This is a genomic window from Leucothrix mucor DSM 2157 (genome assembly GCF_000419525.1).
Lineage (GTDB): Bacteria > Pseudomonadota > Gammaproteobacteria > Thiotrichales > Thiotrichaceae > Leucothrix > Leucothrix mucor.
The window spans coordinates 510,708-528,497 of sequence record NZ_ATTE01000001.1 but is presented as its reverse complement, the minus strand read 5'-3'; the positions used below and the strand labels follow the sequence as shown (position 1 = coordinate 528,497).

The window sequence follows — 17,790 nt, the reverse complement described above, 5'->3', positions numbered from 1 at the left end:
CCTTAGCTCTTATTCTTGCCCGAAGGGCTACTGAAATTATCATTTAAACGCTGAACAAACTGATCAACATCGTTGCGAATACCCGACAGCTTGCCACTCACACGACCACTCCAACCCACAGGGTTTGTCCGGAATATACTGGTCATAGCACGCGTACTTTTCATAAATGCATTCGACAAGTCACCATAGGTTTCTTCCTGACTCAAGCTCTTAGCGATGCCTTTAGCCGCCCAGCGACGTAAACCAAAATGGATAAACACAAGCAGCGCAACAAATGCAGCCAGCAAACCAAGGCTAAACCAGTCAGAAACCAATAACATTGGGTTACTCAACCACTGAGGCAGCCAGCCAGTTGTCCAAGCAATTGCACCGATACCTAAAGCAAAGGCACCCATTACCACAGCATCCAGCAACAGCACACGCTTGCGCCAGCGGGCACGAGCTACCTGTAATTGCGGCACCGCTTGTTGCTCGACTTGGTTAGATAATGACTCTAGGTTACCGATAATCCGGTACACACGTTCAACATTGATGGCTTCCATGCGCTGCGTGATTTCAGCGTAATCTACTTCACGCTTCGACAGGTAACGCTTCCATACACCTTCATCTTCAACCGGAACCGCAATGTCCGTATTAAACATCACATAAAAACGACCAGTGCTTAAACCACATTGAACCAAGGCTTTGTGCCATGAGGCTACAATCGCTTCTAAGTTGTCTTCTTTGGCAGAGGTATCGACCTGATTCAGAATAAACAGGAATTTACTGCTGTCATTACGACGCTGAGCACCTTTAACCAAGTGCTCCAACGTGTCTTGCATCGCACCAGGCTCTGGGTGACGCGCATCAAAGAACACCAATACCAGATCCGACAAATCAATAATATGATCGGTGAGTTTCAGTGTCGATTTACGCTGCTCATCGGCATCGAAGCCCGGGGAGTCAATTAAGATCTTGCCGCGCAAGGCTTCACTCGGCACTACCTTCATCTGCAGGTAGTTATCGATTTTTGAGCCTTCGCCTTCGGTTACCAACTCAATTTGCTCACTGATCTGATAAAACGGGAAGCGTGGATCACCATCTAAGGCAATTCCTGGCAAGGTGCGGCTGACTTCATCACTGCTGTATGAGATCACCGTAAAGCGATCATCCACCGCTTGGTTACCGGTATTTTGCAGTTTGTGACCAAGGTAGCTGTTAATGAAGCTGGATTTACCCGCCGAAAACGTTCCCAGTATGGAAATTAATGGCCACCAAGAAATACGGGTCGCATAAGACTCGCCCGGCGTTAATAAGCCGATCTTATGAGAGATCGCATCCAGCTTTTTGTAGCGATCCACTACCGCTACCAACACCGGATTTTCTTGTTTCAAGTGCGTTTGCAGGCTTTCCAGCCGTTGCTGCATGCGTTGAGCAGGAGTCATCAGACAAACCTTATTTAAATGATTGAGGGAGGATACTGGCTATTATAGCGCAAAAAATATGCAAACTCCGCACATAGCCACTCGTCGACGATGGCATAGTATACGACAATATAGCCATAAGCCGAATTAAACAGATGTAACCGTAATCGAACGTTAATCTCTAATTATGTATCCAATATGGCACTAAATTAGCCAAACCATTAATGCAAAAAGGCCGGACTCCTGTTATTAAGAAGTCCGGCCTTTTATAGGGCTTTTGCGCTTATTGAGCGTCTAGCAATGTGCGGATTTCAGTCGCCTTCTCTGGGAAGAACAAACCAATAAAACCAACCATGTTAGACACACGCTCACCGTTACCTTTTTCGATCATTGGCGCAGCAATCTCAGCATACAGCTCAGCTGCTTGCTTAGGGTAGCCTTGACGCCAGAACACATTACCCAGCTCGCCCTTATGCTCAATCACAGTAGGCTCACGTTCGATCAGTGCTTTGTAGATTTCAGCGGACTCTTCAAGGCCATTGTTCCAATAAGCTTCACGCGCCATGACTAGCAGGTCTGCGGTAGACTTATCGGCAAAGCCGTCAGCATCAGCTACTAAAGCTACTTCTGTTTCAGTAGCAACTTCTTCGGTTACTGCAGCTTCTGCTTCAGTGACAACTTCTTCCGTTACTGCCGCCACTTCTGCTTCTGTAGCAACTTCTTCAGTTACTGCCTCCGCTTCCGCAGGCTCAACTGCTGCCTCTGCGACAACTTCTGCTTCGGCCGCTTCAACAGTGGCCTCTGTAGTTTCAGCGCTCATCTCAACAGCAGCTTCTGCTGTTTCAGTGCTTGCCTCTGCAGCTTCTTCTGTAGTCTCAACAACAGCTTCAGCCACTTCAGTCGCAGCGGCCTCGGATGACTCCACAACAGCTTCAACCACTTCGGTCTCAACAACTTCAACTTCTTCTACAGCATCAGCTTCTGTAACTTCTTCAGTAGCGGCAACTTCGGTAGCAACCAAAGCCTGAACCACTGTAACTTCAGGCACTGCCTTAACTTCAGCAACCTGCTCAACAGCTACAGCTTCTGCCTTAACAGGCTCGTGCTTCGCATCACTGTTTCCTCCGCCAAATACGGAAGACATCACCATTGTTAAAATACCTAAGCCCCAAGTCGTTTGAACAACCTTATTAGTGGCTAACCAACGTAACATTTCCATCAATATTCTCCTTATTCTCTTTCTACCTAATTACTGGTTCGCTGGCTTAACATCTTCTGGCATCAGAACTGGATTTGCACCCATCATTCCCTGAACATTCAAGTTCATCATTGGCATATGTGGATATCCACCCATCATTGCCGCGCCACCACCCATTCCATAGGAATAAGCAGGTACAGGTACAATAATTACACGCTGCACTTTGGTCACTTTACCCATTGTCGCTTGTGGTTGCGCGTTTTGCTGTACCAACATTTGATTAAAGTAATTCATCATCATGCGCTGCTGTTGCATCATCGCTTGACGATATTGAGCTTCCATCTGACGAATTTGCTGCTCGTACATTTTGATTTTTGCATCAGCGGCTTGTTGCTCAGCAGAAGCCACTACTGGTGCCGGAGCTACGAGTGCTTGTACCGGAGCAACTTCTTCAACTTTAGCCACTTCAGGTGCTGCTACCTCAGCCTCAACTTCAGGTACCACAACTTCTGCGACAACCGCTGGAGCCTCTTCAACTACCACAGCTACAACTTCTTCTGCCGGCGCTGCTTCTACTGCCACTTCCTCAGTTGCTGCTGGGGCTTCTTCAGCCTCAACCGCAGGAACTTCTTCAACGACAGCAACAATAACCTCTTCAGTGCCATCGACTTCGGCAACTACAACTTCTGCCTCAGCTGTAGCTTCTTCTACAACCTCAACAGGCGCTGCTTCTTCAGCCGCTTCTGCGACAACTTCTTCAGCCGCTTCTGCGACAACTTCTTCAGCTGGAGCTTCTTCTGCTACAGATGCTTCAGCAACAACAGCCTCTTCAACTGCTTCCTCACTGACTGCAGCCTCGGCCACAACAGGCGTTTCGGCAACTTCAGCAGTTGCAACTTCTTCTGCTAAAGGTGCTTCAGCAACGACGGCCTCTTCTGCTACTTCAGCCGGTGCTTCTTCACTAACTGCAGCCTCAGCTACGGCAGATGCCTCTTCGGTTTCAGCAGGAGTTTCTACTGTCGCAACTTCTTCGGCAACAACGGCAGCTGCTACAACCGCAGCGACAACTTCTTCTGTTACTGCAGGAGCCTCTGCTTCTACCTGAGCTTCTACCTGAGCTTCTGCAACGACTTCTTCAGCTGGAGCTTCTTCACTCACTGTGGCCTCGGCCACAACAGGAGTCTCAACAACTTCAGCAGTTGCAACTTCTTCTGCAGCAGGCGCTTCAGCAACGACAGCCTCTTCTACTACTTCAGTCGGCGCTTCTTCACTGACTGCAGCTTCGGCTTCAACAGGAGCGTCTACTACTGCTTCTGCAACAACGACTTCTTCAGCAGTATCAGCTTTAGCAACATCTTGGAAAGGACCTGGAGGTGGAGCTGGCAAATCACCTGCTGCTTCAGCAACGACTTCTTCGCTAGCCATTTCTTCGTCGGCAGCAACTGCAGCGACTTCTTCGGTAACGACCTCTTCTGTAGAAGCAACTTCTTCTGTCACCGCTTCTTCAGCAGTGGCAACGGCTTCAGTAACAGCCTCAGTTATTGTATCAGCGGTCTCAGCAACAGCTTCTACAGCCGTATCAGTGGCATCCGCAACAGTCTCAGTTACTTCAGATGCTGCCTCAGCAACCTCTGTTGTCGCTTCTTCTGTAGTAGCGGCAACTTCGGCCACAGCAGCATCAACCGTTTCGGTCACTGCTTCAGTCGCATCACCGGCATCGGAAACCGTCTCAGTAACAGTTTCTGAAACCTCAGCAGTCGCTTCGTCAGTAGAAGCAACGACTGCAACCGCAGTGGCTGCTGCCGCAACAGCGGCCGTTTCGAGTGCAGGAACTTCTGGCTCCATTTCAGCGGTTGCTGTTTCAACTGCTGCAGTAACCTCTTCAGCTTCAGTCTCAACTGCGTCAGTCGCATCGGCAACTTCGCTAGTCGCGGCATCCGTTGTCTCAGCAACGTCTGTCGTCGCCTCAGTTACAACCTGAGAAGCCGTATCTTCCGCCTTAGCACTCTCTGCAGTTTCGGTGACAGCTTCAGTCGTAGTCTGGGCCACTGGCTTAATATCTTTATCAGAATCTGAGTCGGTAAGTAAGATTGCGCCAGAAGCGAAAACAGTCGCGGCCGCAACTGAGAGAACACCTTTCTGCATCGATTTCATAACGTTTCCTTCATGCTAAAAGTTAAATTTAGTCTGCACCGCGAACTGGGCACGGCCATGAACTTATGTCTTATTCTTTAGATGAATGCCGAAGATTCAATTCAACCTCCAGACTCACACTCGGCATCGAACGAAATTAATCGTTTCCGCCGAAGCCACCAAAATTCAGGGAATGAGTCGCCTGTGACTAATGGTTTGGTTCATCCTATTTCGTCCTGCCGCCATTATAGACAAAACCACGGACAATTGTCGCCTGCGATACTTTAAATATTTCAGTTACGCAATTTTAACAACAACTAACCGCTCACAAATGGCGTTTAGTAATAGATAGGCAACACTCTTCTGAGCTCACCCCAACGTTCAGTGGTCAATCGGATTTCAATTCCTAACGGCAATGCATCAGATGTCCACTCATCAACCGTTTCTCCCTCTTCCGAGAAGAATGCCACACTAGCAGCAGTCACATCTTTCAGCAATACCATTTTCGATGGCTCAATATCACTGTGATCGACTAGGTTCCAACTCCAACGCTGCAACTCCTCGTCGACAAAAACGTAGCGAACCCGCTGTAAACTACTGCGTGTCAATTCTGTCGGATTGGAATGACCGGCGCGGCTAAACTCGAGTAAGCCTACATCCTCACCTTCACCGGATCGCAACGCGGGCAATAAATCCGATATTCCGGGATTGCGTTGGCGTGGGCTTATTTGGCGCAGATCTTTCTCAATAAATACGAAGGTACGTTGCAAGCGTTTGAGCGCTGTTTCATGCTCAAACGAGGTCTGATCATTATTCATGACCGCTGCAATACCGGCGTAAGCGACAACCGTCATCAAGCTGAAAATAGCAATCGATACCAACAGTTCGATCAGCGTAAATCCGGAGTTGGCCCGTTTATTTATCATAACTTAGCCACAAACCCGACGATTGACGCCGACAAATCATCTTCATCTTCGCCTTCAAGATGTACATCAATCGTCACGCGAACGACATTTTCATCAGTGGTTGACTCCGCTCGCTGCCGCCATACCCAGCTACGGTGCATCATCTCTTCGGTACCACTTTCCGAATTCACTGGCCACTGACGACGTAACTTCAAAATCGACATTTGATTCAGGGCAACCCACTGCGCAGCAGTTCGGTCAGCACGCTGAGCACCGTTATGAGCAGCACCTAACATCACCTTAGCCGCAGCACTAAGCGCAACAGCAACAATCAACAACGCCACCAACACTTCAATCAGCGTAAATCCACGATTTTTTATAGGAGACTTGCGAGACAGTGCGTGACTATTCATTGATAAACTCTTCCACATCACCCAGCGCGTCAAACTTCAAACGAACATAGGCTTCCTCAGATAAACTCAGACGGTACTCAAATGGTGTTGTTTCTCCGCTGGAAAAGAACAGCACAGCAGGCGCGACTGACTCATCATCTAAAGGCTCTTCTGAAAGGTATTCAACATCTTCAATAAACAGTTGCTGAGCGAGGAAATCGTCTAACTTAGTGGGCGGTATGCCTTCATCATCAACAGGCTGCCAAGCTTCAGGGGTACGCTGCACAAACTGATAACCGTCTTCGGTCAACATTAAGCCCATATCCTGAGATTGCAGGATGGACTGACTTTGTGCGTAAGAGATTTGCAACTTAAACCGGTCGGCAGTCGCTAAGAGTTGTTTTGTTTTATCAACGGGCAGGTATGGGATGACGATGGAGGTGAGCAATGCCATGATTGCAATCACCACCATCACTTCAATCAGCGTATATCCCGCCGCAGCGGCTTTAGGTCGTGCCGATTGATGCACTATGCGTCCCTTGATTACTTATCAATTTGCCAGCTACCGATATCATCATCACTTTTACGCCCGTCTGGACCGTAAGAGAAGATATCAAAGTCATCATGAGTGCCAGGGTTCAGGTATTGGTATTGATTACCCCATGGATCGACCGGCACGCTATCCAGTTGCTTTTCCCAGCGACTGCTTGGCTCCGGGCTTCCACTTGGCTTTGTTACTAAGGCATCCAAACCTTGCTCAGTGCTCGGCAAATTAAAGTTATTGAGTTTATAGAAGCCCAATACTTGCTTAATTCGCTTGATTTCCGTCTTAGCAACGTCAACCTGAACACCGGAGAATTTATTGATGATATTCGGTGCGACAATGGCCCCAATGATTGCAATGATGGTCACCACAACGATAATCTCTAGCAGTGTAAAACCCTTTTGCTTAGACGGCCTGCGCATATTTCCTGTCCGCATTTATTTAGAAACCTGTTATTGTTTAAAATTTATAAAATTCTATTGTGCTAAAACTACCACACTTTGCCTACCGTATAAAATCCAAACTCCCCATAGCGATCGCATTTTTATCATTATTGAGTGCTGTATTGCAGCTTTGGCAGCCGGACTTATTATATGTCCGAAAAGCGGTCAATGATGGCGCTTGGTGGAAGGTATTAAGTGGTCAATTTGTACATACGAACTGGCCACACTACTTACTCAATATTAGCAGTCTGTGGCTCTTCGCCTTACTATTCTACAACACGATACGTGTCAGAACCTTTACCATTAGTTTAATTATCCTGACATTTTTTGTGGGCTTATGCCTGCATTTATTTGACCCCAGGATTCATTGGTATGCAGGTTTATCCGGAGCTATCTACGGATTATTCCTAATTGGAGCTTATGGCGCCTACCAGAAAGATGATCGACTCATCGCTTATGGTGTCAGCGTGATAGTGATTGGTAAAGTCTTAGGTGATCACTGGTTTGGGCTATTACAAGACAATGCGGCTTTGATTGGTGCGCGCGTAGTGACTGAATCACACGTCTATGGCATTAGCGTTGCGGCAATTTTAATTATGATGCATGCGATCTATGTTCGCATCGCCCGGCACTGATTGAGCAATGTGCCGGACAATACTTAAACATCCAACTTATGCCTTAGCTTCCCGTGCAACCGCACGATAGCCGATATCATCACGGTAGTAGACATTTTCCCAGCTAATTTGATGAGTCAATACATATGCATTTTGCTGCGCCTCAGTCACTGTATCGCCCAAGCCGACTGCACATAACACGCGACCGCCAGAAGTCACGACGTCATCACCCGACAGAGTGGTTCCAGCATGAAATACTTTAGCGTTATCATTCGATTCAGTAGGCAAACCAGCAATGACTTTACCTTTAGCGTAATCCATCGGATAACCACCAGCCGCCAGAACAACACCCAATGCTGCGCGAGGGTCCCAGTCGCTGCTAGCTGTATCCAACTTACCATCCAATGCGGCATCTAATAAATCAACCAGATCTGAACGTAGGCGCATCATAATCGGCTGAGTTTCAGGATCACCAAAGCGCACATTAAACTCTAATACTTTGATTTCGCCTTCCGGAGACACCATTACACCTGCATACAAAAAGCCAGTGAATGAATTACCCTCGGCCGCCATGCCGCTAATCGTTGGCTCGATCACTTGCCTCATGATGAGATCGTGAACTTCAGGTGTCACAACTGGTGCTGGAGAATAAGCCCCCATGCCACCTGTATTTGGACCTAAGTCGCCATTATCACGCGCTTTATGATCTTGCGAGCTTGCCATTGGTAAGCTGTTTGTGCCATCCGCAATCACTATAAAGCTGGCTTCTTCACCCACCAAGAACTCTTCAACCACCACGCGATGTCCGGCATCACCAAAGGCATTGCCCGCTAACATATCCTGAATAGCGTCAATTGCTTCCTGCTCAGTATGAGCAATGATCACGCCCTTACCGGCTGCTAAGCCATCTGCTTTCACTACAATCGGCGCGCCAACTTGTTTAACGTAAGCAACCGCTTCATCAATATCAGTGAAATTACCGTAGGCTGCGGTTGGAATATTGTGACGAGCCAGGAAGTCTTTAGTAAAGGCTTTAGAGCCTTCCAGTTGCGCAGCTGCTTTAGTTGGACCGAAACAACGCAAACCCGCTTCAGTAAATCGATCAACAATGCCTGCAACTAATGGCGCTTCAGGGCCAACAACCGTGAGCTCAACACCCTGCTCTTTGGCAAACGCCAGTAAGCCATCGATATCATCAACGGCAATCGCTAGGTTTTCCATACCGGCTTCTAAGGCTGTTCCGGCATTACCTGGTGCAACAAAAACCTGATCAACTTTTGGTGACTGGGCCAATTTCCACGCTAGCGCATGCTCGCGCCCGCCATTACCTACTAATAATACTTTCATGCTCGTTAGACATCCGCAAAAATTAATGCCGCAGACTATACCTGAATTGACGCCATTACTAAACCAAGTCACCGCCTATCAACAGAGTAAACACAACCGTTTCGGGATTTATCTTTTGCGCTAAAGAGCTGCTACAATTCTCCTTTTCACATATCCAGTATCTGATTATGCAAGTGACTCTCGCAAACCCTCGGGGTTTTTGTGCCGGCGTAGACCGCGCTATTGATATTGTAAACCGTGCCATCGACCTATTGGGCGCGCCTATCTATGTTCGCCATGAAGTCGTGCATAATCGTTTCGTGGTCGATAATCTAAAAAACAAAGGCGCGATCTTTGTTAATGAACTGGATGAAGTCCCCGATGATGCGACAGTAATATTCAGTGCTCATGGGGTGTCGCGCAAAGTTCAGGACGAAGCCAAAGCACGTGGCCTGCAAGTGTTTGATGCAACTTGCCCGCTGGTCACTAAAGTACATATGGAAGTGGTGCGCTACAGCCGCGAAGGTCGTGAAACAATTTTGATTGGCCATCGTGGCCACCCGGAAGTTGAAGGCACAATGGGGCAATACGACACCTCTTACGGTGGCGCTATTTACCGTGTGGACTCTGAAGAAGAAGTCATGGCGCTGGATATCAAAAATCCGGATCAAATTGGCTTTGTGACACAGACGACTTTATCCGTCGATGATACCAATGTAATTATCGAAGCATTACGCAAGCGCTTCCCTAGCATTCATGCACCTAAGAAAGATGATATTTGCTATGCCACACAGAACCGTCAGGATGCTTTAAAAAATCTGGTCGATAAATGTGACTTGGTATTCGTGGTTGGCTCGCCGAATAGCTCTAACTCAAACCGCTTGCGCGAAATTGCCGAAAAACGTGGCGTACCCGCCTACCTGATTGATGGCGCGGAAGACATCAAACCAGAGTGGCTTGATGGCAAAATCAATATTGGCCTGACTGCAGGCGCTTCAGCACCGGAAGTATTGGTACAGCAAGTGACTGACAGACTTAGCCAAATGGGTGCCAATGTACTGCCAGACACTCAAGGCGTGATTGAAACCGTTTCATTCACACTGCCAAAGGCGCTGCGCTAAGCCTAAGCTTTATTGCAGTCGAACACGGCCAGTGGTTGCCACTGAAATGGTCTTGGTCGTGGTTGATGCATCAGGCCCAATACTAAACGAAGCACTTTGTGAGCGACCTGAAAATAAATAGGTAAATGAGTCTGGAGCCTGCCCTGAAGTAACCGATACCTGAAGGGTTGGCCCATTTACCCGCAACAGTAAATCAGGATCATTCGTTCCATCGCCATCTAGATCACAGGCCGTTGCCGCAGTTGTCAGCTGACCATCCTCATTGCAGTCAGTAAATACCAACCAACCTTTTGAGTAGTCATCTAGTGCCGTGGAGCAGCTTGAGCCATTAGTACTAGTACAAATAGTCACCGCGATGCTGCGCTTAACGGCTTCACTTCGCGCATACATCATAGTGGTTAAGAATTCGTTTGATGCCGCTGAGACGCGATTATTCTCAAGCATTTGGGTAAAGCTTGGAACCGCAAGTGTGGCTAAAATGGCAGCGACACTGATAGTGATAAGCGCTTCAATCAGGGTAAAACCTGCTGCGCGTTGTTTATTTATTTTCATTATTATAAACGTCCATGGTTGTACTGGGCATTATAGCCCCATATCCACGAACGCCGCGAAGCCAATCGACCAGCGGCAATGCCCCATTCAGATATCAGCAAGCTCGGTCAAAAAACGCTGATCAATGGCTTATTAGCCTCACAAAAAACCGGCTATTGACGCCAAAATGCAGGGGTTAGTACTACCAATAATGTGAATATTTCAAGACGCCCGAGCAGCATCGCAAAGCACAACACCCACTTAGAGAAATCATTTACACCGGCATAGTTTTCCGCAACCGACCCCAAACCCGGGCCCAAGTTATTTAAACTGGCCGCCACTGCCGAAAATGCCGTCACCTGATCCAGACCGCTAGCCATCAACAGCAACATCATCAAGACAAATAAACCAATATAAACTGAGAAGAAGCCCCACACTGCCTGCATCACATTATCAGGTACTGGCTTGCGGTTGAGCTTTACCGAAATTCTGGCACTGGGGTGGATTAATCGTGCCGTCTCGCGCATGCCTTGCTTAAATAGCAGCAATACGCGCACCACTTTAATACCACCCGCCGTTGAGCCCGCACAACCTCCCATAAAGCTGGAAAAAATCAGTAATACCGGCAAAAATAGCGGCCAATAGACATACTCTGTTGTAGTGAAACCGGTGGTGGTCAGCATCGAAACAACCTGAAACAAGGACTTAAAGATCGTCTCACTACTAGAACCGTAGTGATGCCCAAGCTGCAAATAAATCACACAAATAATGGTAATTGCCGCCACGCAATACATGTAGAAGCGAAACTCTGAGTTCTCAAGGTACAGGCCTGGGCTACGCTTACGCCACACCAAATAATGCAGACTAAAATTCGCACTGGACAGCAGCATAAACACGATGGCAACGGTATCAACCCAGTGACTATTAAAATAGCCCATACTAGCATCGTGAGTAGAAAACCCACCAATCGCCACAGTAGAAAAACTGTGCCCGACTGCATCAAACCAACTCATTCCAGCTAGCTTGTACGCGAGCGCACACGCTACTGTGAATCCAAAATAGATTAGCCATAATAGCTTGGCGGTTTCTTTAATTCTTGGCGTTAGCTTGGAGTCTTTTACAGGGCCCGGAATTTCAGCGCGATAGAGCTGACTGCCCCCGATTCCTAAGATCGGGAGAATAGCGACAGCCAATACGATGATCCCCATGCCCCCCAGCCACTGTAACTGCTGACGGTAGAACAATATCGAATGTGGCAATGTATCCAGCTTGGTAATCACCGTCGCACCGGTCGTAGTCAGTGCGGACATTGATTCAAAAATAGCATCCGGCACGCTGATTTTTAGGTGGTCCGACATTAGTAGCGGTAACGAGCCTGATACACCCAATACCGTCCAGAATAAAATGACGACTAGAAACCCATCACGCAGCCGCATCTCATCGCTATGCTTGCGCACCGGATACCAGATCATCGCGCCGCCAATTAGCAGCACTGAAAAAGACTTCAGAAACGGGAAGATATCCAAGCCATCATAAGCCCACCCCACCAATGCGGGAACCAGCTGGGTAAAGCTGAATAGCATCAATAGCAGACCAAGAATTCGCTGAATAACGCAATACTGCATGGCTTAGATAAAACCCATGCCGACTTGGAACATTTTCTCAATAGCAGGAATATATCGCTTGTCTGAGAGGAACAGAATTACATGGTCATCAGCTTCAATCACCACTGAATTATTAGAGAGTACAACGCCACTCTTTTTAACTACGGCGCATACAGTCGAACCTGGCGGGAGCTTTAGCTGCTTTAAGGTGCGCCCTACTACACGCGAGGTTTTCTTGTCGCCATGGGCAACCACCTCAAGTACTTCAGCAGCACCTTTGCGTAAGGCATTAACCGAGACAATATCACCCTGCCGCACATGCGCTAACAAGCCACTCAAAGTAATTTGCTGAGGAGAAATCGCCAAGTCAATAATGCCGCTCTCCACCAAATCTACATAACTAGGGCGATTAACTAGTGCCATTACCTTACGTGCACCCAATCGCTTTGCCAACATAGCCGATAAAATATTGGCTTCATCATCATTGGTTACTGCACAGAACACATCCATATTGCCGATATCTTCTTCCTGCAATAAGTGCTCGTCTGCCGCATCACCTTCCAGCACCAGCGTTTTATCTAACTTTTCAGCTAAGTAACCGGCGACATCCGCCTTTTTTTCAATAATTTTTACTTGGTAGCGCTCGCCTTCCAGAATGCTCGCTAAGTTGCCACCCACATTACCACCACCGGCAATCATGATGCGCTTGTACGGCTTTTCAGCAATACTCAGCTCACTCATAACCACGCGGATATGCTGATTACTGGCGATAACAAAGACTTCATCATCAACCTCAATCACGGTATCACCATCCGGAAGAATCGCTTTCCCATGACGGAAAATAGCGATCACGCGGACATCTACATCCGGCATATGCGTGGCAAATTCACGAATCTGATGATCGATAAGTTTGCCGCCGTACTTGGCCTTAAGCGCCACTAACTGCACTTGTCCATCAGCAAAATCCAGAACCTGTAAGGCACCTGGGTTAGCAATTAGCCGATAGACATGCTCGGTAATTAGCCGCTCGGGGCTAATCAGCACATCAATTGGAATGGCATCTTTGGAAAATAATTCTTGATGCTCCAAGTAACTCAGCGAGCGCACTCGGGCAATTTTGGTAGGAGTGCGGAATAAGCGATACGCGACCTGACAGGCGATCATGTTCACCTCGTCACTGCTGGTCACTGCAATCAACATATCCGCATTCATGACATTGGCATTCTCCAACACATCAGGGTGCGAAGCGCTGCCCTGATAAGTATCGATATCCAACTTTTCACGCAGCTGACGCAGACGCTCGGGATCATTATCAATCACCACCACGTCATTATCTTCAGTCGCCAAACTAGCAGCCAGCGAGCTTCCTACCTGTCCTGCTCCGACAATGGCAATATTCATCGGGCTTATTTGCCGAACTGCTTTGGATCAATATTTAACGAGCGCATTTTACGGTACAAATGCGTTCTTTCCATCTGAACTCGTTCAGCCAGTTGACTAACGTTACCGCTACATTGCTCTAGCTGATAGCTTAAATAGTCGTGCTCAAATTGCTCACGCGCTTGGCGCAATGGCAACTCGAATAAGCTAATAGGCAATTGCTCAATACCCTGACTAAAGATCGGAATACTGCGACCCAGTACCTCTTCCACTTCCTCCTGATTGATTTCAGTATCAGTCCCCAAAATCAACAGGCGCTGCACTAAATTGCGCAGCTCGCGGATATTGCCTAGCCAACGATAGTTACGCAGGTAATTCTGTGCAGACACTGAGAAATGTCGGTATGGCAAACCATCTAATGCAATCAGACGATCCACATAGAAATTCAACAACTCCGTTACATCTTCAGGGTGCTCGCGGAGAGGCGGAATCAACAATGGCACTACATTGACCCGAAAGAATAGCTCTTCTGAAAATACGCCAGCATCAACATCATCGCGCAAATCATGCTGCGCAGAGACGATTAAGGTTGCACTAAAGTCGACCTTAGTACGCCCACCAACACGAGTATATTGCTTATCGCGCAAGGTCAGCAGCAGTGCTTCCTGTGAGGCTTCATCCAAGGTAGGAATATCGCAAAGATACAAAGTACCGCCTTGTGCTTCATCCATTAAGCCGGGTGTAATCTGCCCATCCTGCTCACTACCAAACAGCATACTCAGGAAGTTTTCCTGGTTGTGCGCGGAAACAATGGCTTTCACGAATGGGCTATTTGCACGCTCACTTTTACCATGAATATAACGCGAGAAAACTTCTTTGCCGACGCCTGACTCACCATACAAAATAACGACAACATCTTTATACTGAGCGATGCGCTCGGCTTGTAGGCGTAATTCACGCATGGTTGAACTGGAACCAATCGGCTCAGACGGCGCGAGTACCTGACGCTTTAATCCACGGTTTTCCTGCTCCAATAAACTAGAGCGCAAGCCATGCTCAACCGACAGCAATAACTTTGCCATAGTAAGCGGCTTTTCAATAAAGTCATAAGCACCCAACCGAGTAGCTTCTACCGCCGTCTCGATTGTGCCATGTCCTGACATCATGATAACTGGGCAACGCAATACGCCACTTTCGTACCAGCTTTTGAGCAAGGAAATCCCGTCCTCACCCGGCATCCAGATATCCAACAGGATCAGCTCAGGGCGACTCACTCGCACCTGCTCACGCGCTTGTTCAGCGGTTTCTGCAACCACTACCTGATAGCCTTCATCTTCCAGTATTTCACTGACTAATTGACGAATATCAGGCTCATCATCTACTACTAAAATACGATGTTTTTCAGTCATTTTAAGTGACATTCTTAACCTCAATGGGTTTACTGATGGTTAATTCCGGCCCAGTCTCTACCGGAAAATACACACTTAACGTGGCACCATGATCATCATTATTGCGAGCCAACACTCGTCCTGAGTGCTCCTCTACTATTTTTTTCACAATCGATAAGCCTAAGCCTGAGCCTTTCTTTTTACTGCTAACATAAGGATCAAACAAGCTTGGTAAAATCTCTGCCGGAATTCCCCGACCACTATCGCTAACGCTGAGCTCAACTTCCGGATGGCCCGCCCGCGAGGTATTGCTACGAACAGACACTCGCACCTCACGAACCTCACTATCCACATCAATGGCTTCAAATGCATTTTTCAGCAAATTCACCACCAGCTGGCGAATACGCCCAGAGTCAAGGTACAACACCGGCGTTTGACTCAGCTCAACATGCACACTGATCACCTGATCATTGACCTTGTACAGCTCGGCAACATCAGTCACCAAAGCATTCAGATCAACGGACTGTAACTTCAATGCCGGCGCTCGTGCATATTCACTAAAGGCATCCACCATCGCTTTAAGGTTATCTACCTGGTTAACAATGGTGCGACTCATGCGTTTTAACAAGTCAGCAGAGTCTTCACTCAGCTCAGGTTGCAGACGATGCTGCAAACGCTCCGCTGACAATCGAATTGGCGTGAGCGGGTTTTTAATTTCATGTGCCAAACGGCGTGCAACCTCACTCCAAGCCGCCTCATGCTCAGCCTGTACCACTTCGGTAATATCATCCAATACCAGCACATATCCTTTTGAGCCATCCGCCGAAGGGGGCAATGCAGCACCACGACAGACCAGCATCTGACGACCAGCAGGCAATAGCAAGCTCACTTCACATTGCCATTCTTTCTCTTCGCGCTCCAAGTGCGGACGAATCGCTTCTAATAAAGGCTGCAAGCCCTCATGCTGAATACCAACACCCGATAAGCTGCGATTGATAAAGTCTGCTAATGGCACCTGCAACACATGCTCTGCCGCCCGGTTAATACGTTGAATGATTCCTTGATCATCAATGGTGATGACACCAGACGTCAGGTGATCCAGCACCACATTCAGATAGTCATGTTGGCGCTGTACTTGCTGCTGGCTTTGCTCACTTTCATGACGTGCATCCGACAGTCGCGTCGTCATGGTATTAAAGGAGCGGGCCAGTAAGCTAAAGTCGTCTTTATCCGAAACAGGCAGTTTTTTCTGCAAGTTTCCAGAGGCCACCGCCAAGGTACCTTCCAATAGCTTCCTAACCGGATTGGTTAGCTTGCGCGAGTACAAAAAAGCGGCCCAAATCGAGAACAAAACTGACAAGGCCATAATCAAAAACAAGGTCAGCCGAAAGCTCTTCTTAATCAGATTGCGCTGATAGTTAATATTCTGGTATTGGTCGTAAGCTTCTTGCACATTACTGGACAATAGTCGCTCTCGATCAGAGAATGGGAACAAGGCAGTCAGAATCATGGCTTCAGCCGTCGGCCCTGTCTTCAAAGTGATCGCTACCCTCGAGTATAGACTACTGTTATCGGTATATTCCATCCGATACATATAACCACGACGTGAGAGTGTACGCGTGATCTCATCAGCTGGAAAATGCGGGAAAATGGTGCCGATTTCTGAGCTATCACCACTATAAACCAACACCCGTTTATTCTTACCTAGCAGCACCATCTCATAGGCACCCAGCATCTGCATACGAGCATCGACAATATTATCAAAGTCGATTGGGTCGCTAACGGTTATCTCCCGGGCAACCTTTTCGATATCATATAAATGCTGACGCATCCGAACATCAAGGGCATTACGGGCCAGATCCAGCGAGTCATCTAATGCGCCTTCAATTTTGAAATTAAACCAACTATCAATCCGGTCACCCAAAAAATTCATAGAGAAATAAGTGACGATCGACACAGGGAGAATGGTCAACACCGAAAAAGCCAACATCAAGCGTAAAGTAAAGCGCGATCCGGCCTGCTGCGTTCGCAAACGAGTAATCGCCTGATACAGGTTGAACAACACCAAAAAACTCAGCATTCCTAATATGGCGATATTCAATGGCGCCAGCCAAGAAATCATATCACCTTCGGCATCTGGGTCTTGTGTTGAAATATTTAAGATAGTGAGCGAGACACCTAGTAGTATGGCGATCATCGCCACCGGTGCAACCTGAAACAGTAAGATTCTTACGGTAATGGCCATGAGACGACCTCACTACTTAGACTGTAATCATCGCTAAATAACGACTGAATACGCAGCGGAAGGCGCAGTGTCGCTGGCGACATTTGGGCACCCATATAAATGTAGTAGCCACCCTCTTTTACTGTTTCAGGAAGTGGAGGGAGCTTGTAATTGACGATACTACCCATTTTGCGAAGGGTCGCTGAGAGCGAGCGGAAGTTCCAATTTTCATTGGTGTCATAGCGCGTCAGTAGAAAATGCTGGCTTAAGGCGTGGTACTTTACCTGATAGCTAATGGTGCTAAGGCTATCGGCCTCATTCCACCACCAACTACGCTGTTTTCCAAGACCAAGTACAATACTGACTTTAATTGGCACGCCATTCAATAGCGCCTGCTCTAAGTATTTAGATAAACGATAATCCAACTGCGCGCTGACCAAATACACATTATTCGCGGCATCCACGCTATGTAAGGCATAGCGTGTAAAGAAAATGCCATCCTCCTCTGATTTCGAGGCAAATGGCATAAGCAGCAAAAACACCAATAAAAAGTGTTTCAATGTGTTTTTGATGTTCATGGCTTC

16 protein-coding genes are annotated in these 17,790 nt (G+C 47.6%); 2 read left to right on the top strand and 14 right to left on the bottom strand.

Annotated features, from left to right (window positions below; genetic code table 11):
- Positions 1–2: 2 nt before the first annotated feature.
- From LEUMU_RS0102305 to gspG, 7 genes are all read right to left on the bottom strand, one after another.
- Positions 3–1,424 (bottom strand): dynamin family protein, encoded by a 1,422-nt coding sequence (locus tag LEUMU_RS0102305; RefSeq protein ID WP_022950666.1) that lies wholly within the window; start codon positions 1,422–1,424, stop codon positions 3–5.
- Positions 1,425–1,686: 262 nt separating this feature from the next.
- Positions 1,687–2,622: a translation initiation factor 3 gene (locus LEUMU_RS27710; protein ID WP_022950665.1), complete on the bottom strand. Its 936-nt coding sequence runs from the start codon at positions 2,620–2,622 to the stop codon at positions 1,687–1,689.
- A 30-nt stretch (positions 2,623–2,652) separates the two neighbouring features.
- Entirely contained in the window at positions 2,653–4,755 is a 2,103-nt protein-coding gene (locus tag LEUMU_RS27705; RefSeq protein WP_022950664.1) for a hypothetical protein, read from the bottom strand.
- Between the two features lie 317 nt (positions 4,756–5,072).
- Positions 5,073–5,660, bottom strand: coding sequence for a type II secretion system minor pseudopilin GspJ (gene gspJ / locus LEUMU_RS0102290; protein ID WP_022950663.1), 588 nt, complete (start codon positions 5,658–5,660; stop codon positions 5,073–5,075).
- Complete coding sequence (gspI, locus tag LEUMU_RS27700) at positions 5,657–6,052, bottom strand: type II secretion system minor pseudopilin GspI (RefSeq protein WP_022950662.1); 396 nt, start codon at positions 6,050–6,052, stop codon at positions 5,657–5,659. Before gspI ends, gspJ begins: the two co-directional genes overlap by 4 nt.
- A complete protein-coding gene (gene gspH / locus LEUMU_RS0102280) occupies positions 6,045–6,560 on the bottom strand; it encodes a type II secretion system minor pseudopilin GspH (protein ID WP_022950661.1) in 516 nt (171 codons plus the stop codon). Before gspH ends, gspI begins: the two co-directional genes overlap by 8 nt.
- A gap of 14 nt (positions 6,561–6,574) precedes the next feature.
- Complete coding sequence (gene gspG / locus LEUMU_RS0102275) at positions 6,575–6,997, bottom strand: type II secretion system major pseudopilin GspG (RefSeq protein ID WP_022950660.1); 423 nt, start codon at positions 6,995–6,997, stop codon at positions 6,575–6,577.
- 143 nt (positions 6,998–7,140) lie between these two features.
- Between gspG and rrtA the strand changes: the two genes are divergently transcribed.
- Positions 7,141–7,653 carry a rhombosortase gene (gene rrtA, locus LEUMU_RS0102270; RefSeq protein ID WP_022950659.1) on the top strand — a complete coding sequence of 171 codons (513 nt, stop codon included), beginning with the start codon at positions 7,141–7,143 and terminating at the stop codon, positions 7,651–7,653.
- Positions 7,654–7,689: 36 nt separating this feature from the next.
- Here rrtA and purD read toward each other — a convergent pair whose 3' ends face one another.
- Positions 7,690–8,979 carry a phosphoribosylamine--glycine ligase gene (gene purD / locus LEUMU_RS0102265; protein ID WP_022950658.1) on the bottom strand — a complete coding sequence of 430 codons (1,290 nt, stop codon included), beginning with the start codon at positions 8,977–8,979 and terminating at the stop codon, positions 7,690–7,692.
- A 167-nt stretch (positions 8,980–9,146) separates the two neighbouring features.
- Here purD and ispH point away from each other — a divergent pair, with 167 nt between their 5' ends.
- Complete coding sequence (ispH, locus tag LEUMU_RS0102260; protein ID WP_022950657.1) at positions 9,147–10,079, top strand: 4-hydroxy-3-methylbut-2-enyl diphosphate reductase; 933 nt, start codon at positions 9,147–9,149, stop codon at positions 10,077–10,079.
- Positions 10,080–10,088: 9 nt separating this feature from the next.
- Here the strand turns inward: ispH and LEUMU_RS27695 are convergent, their stop codons facing one another.
- The 6 genes from LEUMU_RS27695 to LEUMU_RS0102225 form a co-directional block, all read right to left on the bottom strand.
- Positions 10,089–10,631 carry a GspH/FimT family pseudopilin gene (locus tag LEUMU_RS27695; protein ID WP_022950656.1) on the bottom strand — a complete coding sequence of 181 codons (543 nt, stop codon included), beginning with the start codon at positions 10,629–10,631 and terminating at the stop codon, positions 10,089–10,091.
- 152 nt (positions 10,632–10,783) lie between these two features.
- Positions 10,784–12,235 (bottom strand): TrkH family potassium uptake protein, encoded by a 1,452-nt coding sequence (locus LEUMU_RS0102245; protein ID WP_022950655.1) that lies wholly within the window; start codon positions 12,233–12,235, stop codon positions 10,784–10,786.
- 3 nt (positions 12,236–12,238) lie between these two features.
- Complete coding sequence (gene trkA / locus LEUMU_RS0102240) at positions 12,239–13,615, bottom strand: Trk system potassium transporter TrkA (protein ID WP_022950654.1); 1,377 nt, start codon at positions 13,613–13,615, stop codon at positions 12,239–12,241.
- A gap of 5 nt (positions 13,616–13,620) precedes the next feature.
- Positions 13,621–15,003 (bottom strand): sigma-54-dependent transcriptional regulator, encoded by a 1,383-nt coding sequence (locus LEUMU_RS0102235; protein ID WP_026744409.1) that lies wholly within the window; start codon positions 15,001–15,003, stop codon positions 13,621–13,623.
- Position 15,004: 1 nt separating this feature from the next.
- On the bottom strand, positions 15,005–17,227 hold the full coding sequence (locus LEUMU_RS24260; protein ID WP_022950652.1) for a sensor histidine kinase: 2,223 nt from the start codon (positions 17,225–17,227) through the stop codon (positions 15,005–15,007).
- The gene (locus LEUMU_RS0102225; RefSeq protein WP_022950651.1) at positions 17,212–17,784 is read right to left on the bottom strand and encodes a DUF4390 domain-containing protein; all 573 of its coding nucleotides are present in this window, start codon (positions 17,782–17,784) and stop codon (positions 17,212–17,214) included. The genes LEUMU_RS24260 and LEUMU_RS0102225 overlap by 16 nt, the downstream gene beginning before the upstream one ends.
- Positions 17,785–17,790 lie beyond the last annotated feature (6 nt).

Excerpts from the sequence above, each read along its gene's own strand:
- gspG (WP_022950660.1), bottom strand. The coding sequence starts at position 6,997 with ATGCGCAGGCCGTCTAAGCAAAAGGGTTTTACACTGCTAGAGATTATC.
- purD (WP_022950658.1), bottom strand. The coding sequence starts at position 8,979 with ATGAAAGTATTATTAGTAGGTAATGGCGGGCGCGAGCATGCGCTAGCG.
- LEUMU_RS0102235 (WP_026744409.1), bottom strand. The coding sequence starts at position 15,003 with ATGACTGAAAAACATCGTATTTTAGTAGTAGATGATGAGCCTGATATT.
- LEUMU_RS27710 (WP_022950665.1), bottom strand. The coding sequence starts at position 2,622 with ATGGAAATGTTACGTTGGTTAGCCACTAATAAGGTTGTTCAAACGACT.
- ispH (WP_022950657.1), top strand. The coding sequence starts at position 9,147 with ATGCAAGTGACTCTCGCAAACCCTCGGGGTTTTTGTGCCGGCGTAGAC.
- LEUMU_RS0102245 (WP_022950655.1), bottom strand. The coding sequence starts at position 12,235 with ATGCAGTATTGCGTTATTCAGCGAATTCTTGGTCTGCTATTGATGCTA.
- LEUMU_RS27695 (WP_022950656.1), bottom strand. The coding sequence starts at position 10,631 with ATGAAAATAAATAAACAACGCGCAGCAGGTTTTACCCTGATTGAAGCG.
- LEUMU_RS0102305 (WP_022950666.1), bottom strand. The coding sequence starts at position 1,424 with ATGACTCCTGCTCAACGCATGCAGCAACGGCTGGAAAGCCTGCAAACG.
- LEUMU_RS0102225 (WP_022950651.1), bottom strand. The coding sequence starts at position 17,784 with ATGAACATCAAAAACACATTGAAACACTTTTTATTGGTGTTTTTGCTG.
- LEUMU_RS24260 (WP_022950652.1), bottom strand. The coding sequence starts at position 17,227 with ATGGCCATTACCGTAAGAATCTTACTGTTTCAGGTTGCACCGGTGGCG.
- trkA (WP_022950654.1), bottom strand. The coding sequence starts at position 13,615 with ATGAATATTGCCATTGTCGGAGCAGGACAGGTAGGAAGCTCGCTGGCT.
- gspJ (WP_022950663.1), bottom strand. The coding sequence starts at position 5,660 with ATGATAAATAAACGGGCCAACTCCGGATTTACGCTGATCGAACTGTTG.
- gspI (WP_022950662.1), bottom strand. The coding sequence starts at position 6,052 with ATGAATAGTCACGCACTGTCTCGCAAGTCTCCTATAAAAAATCGTGGA.
- LEUMU_RS27705 (WP_022950664.1), bottom strand. The coding sequence starts at position 4,755 with ATGAAATCGATGCAGAAAGGTGTTCTCTCAGTTGCGGCCGCGACTGTT.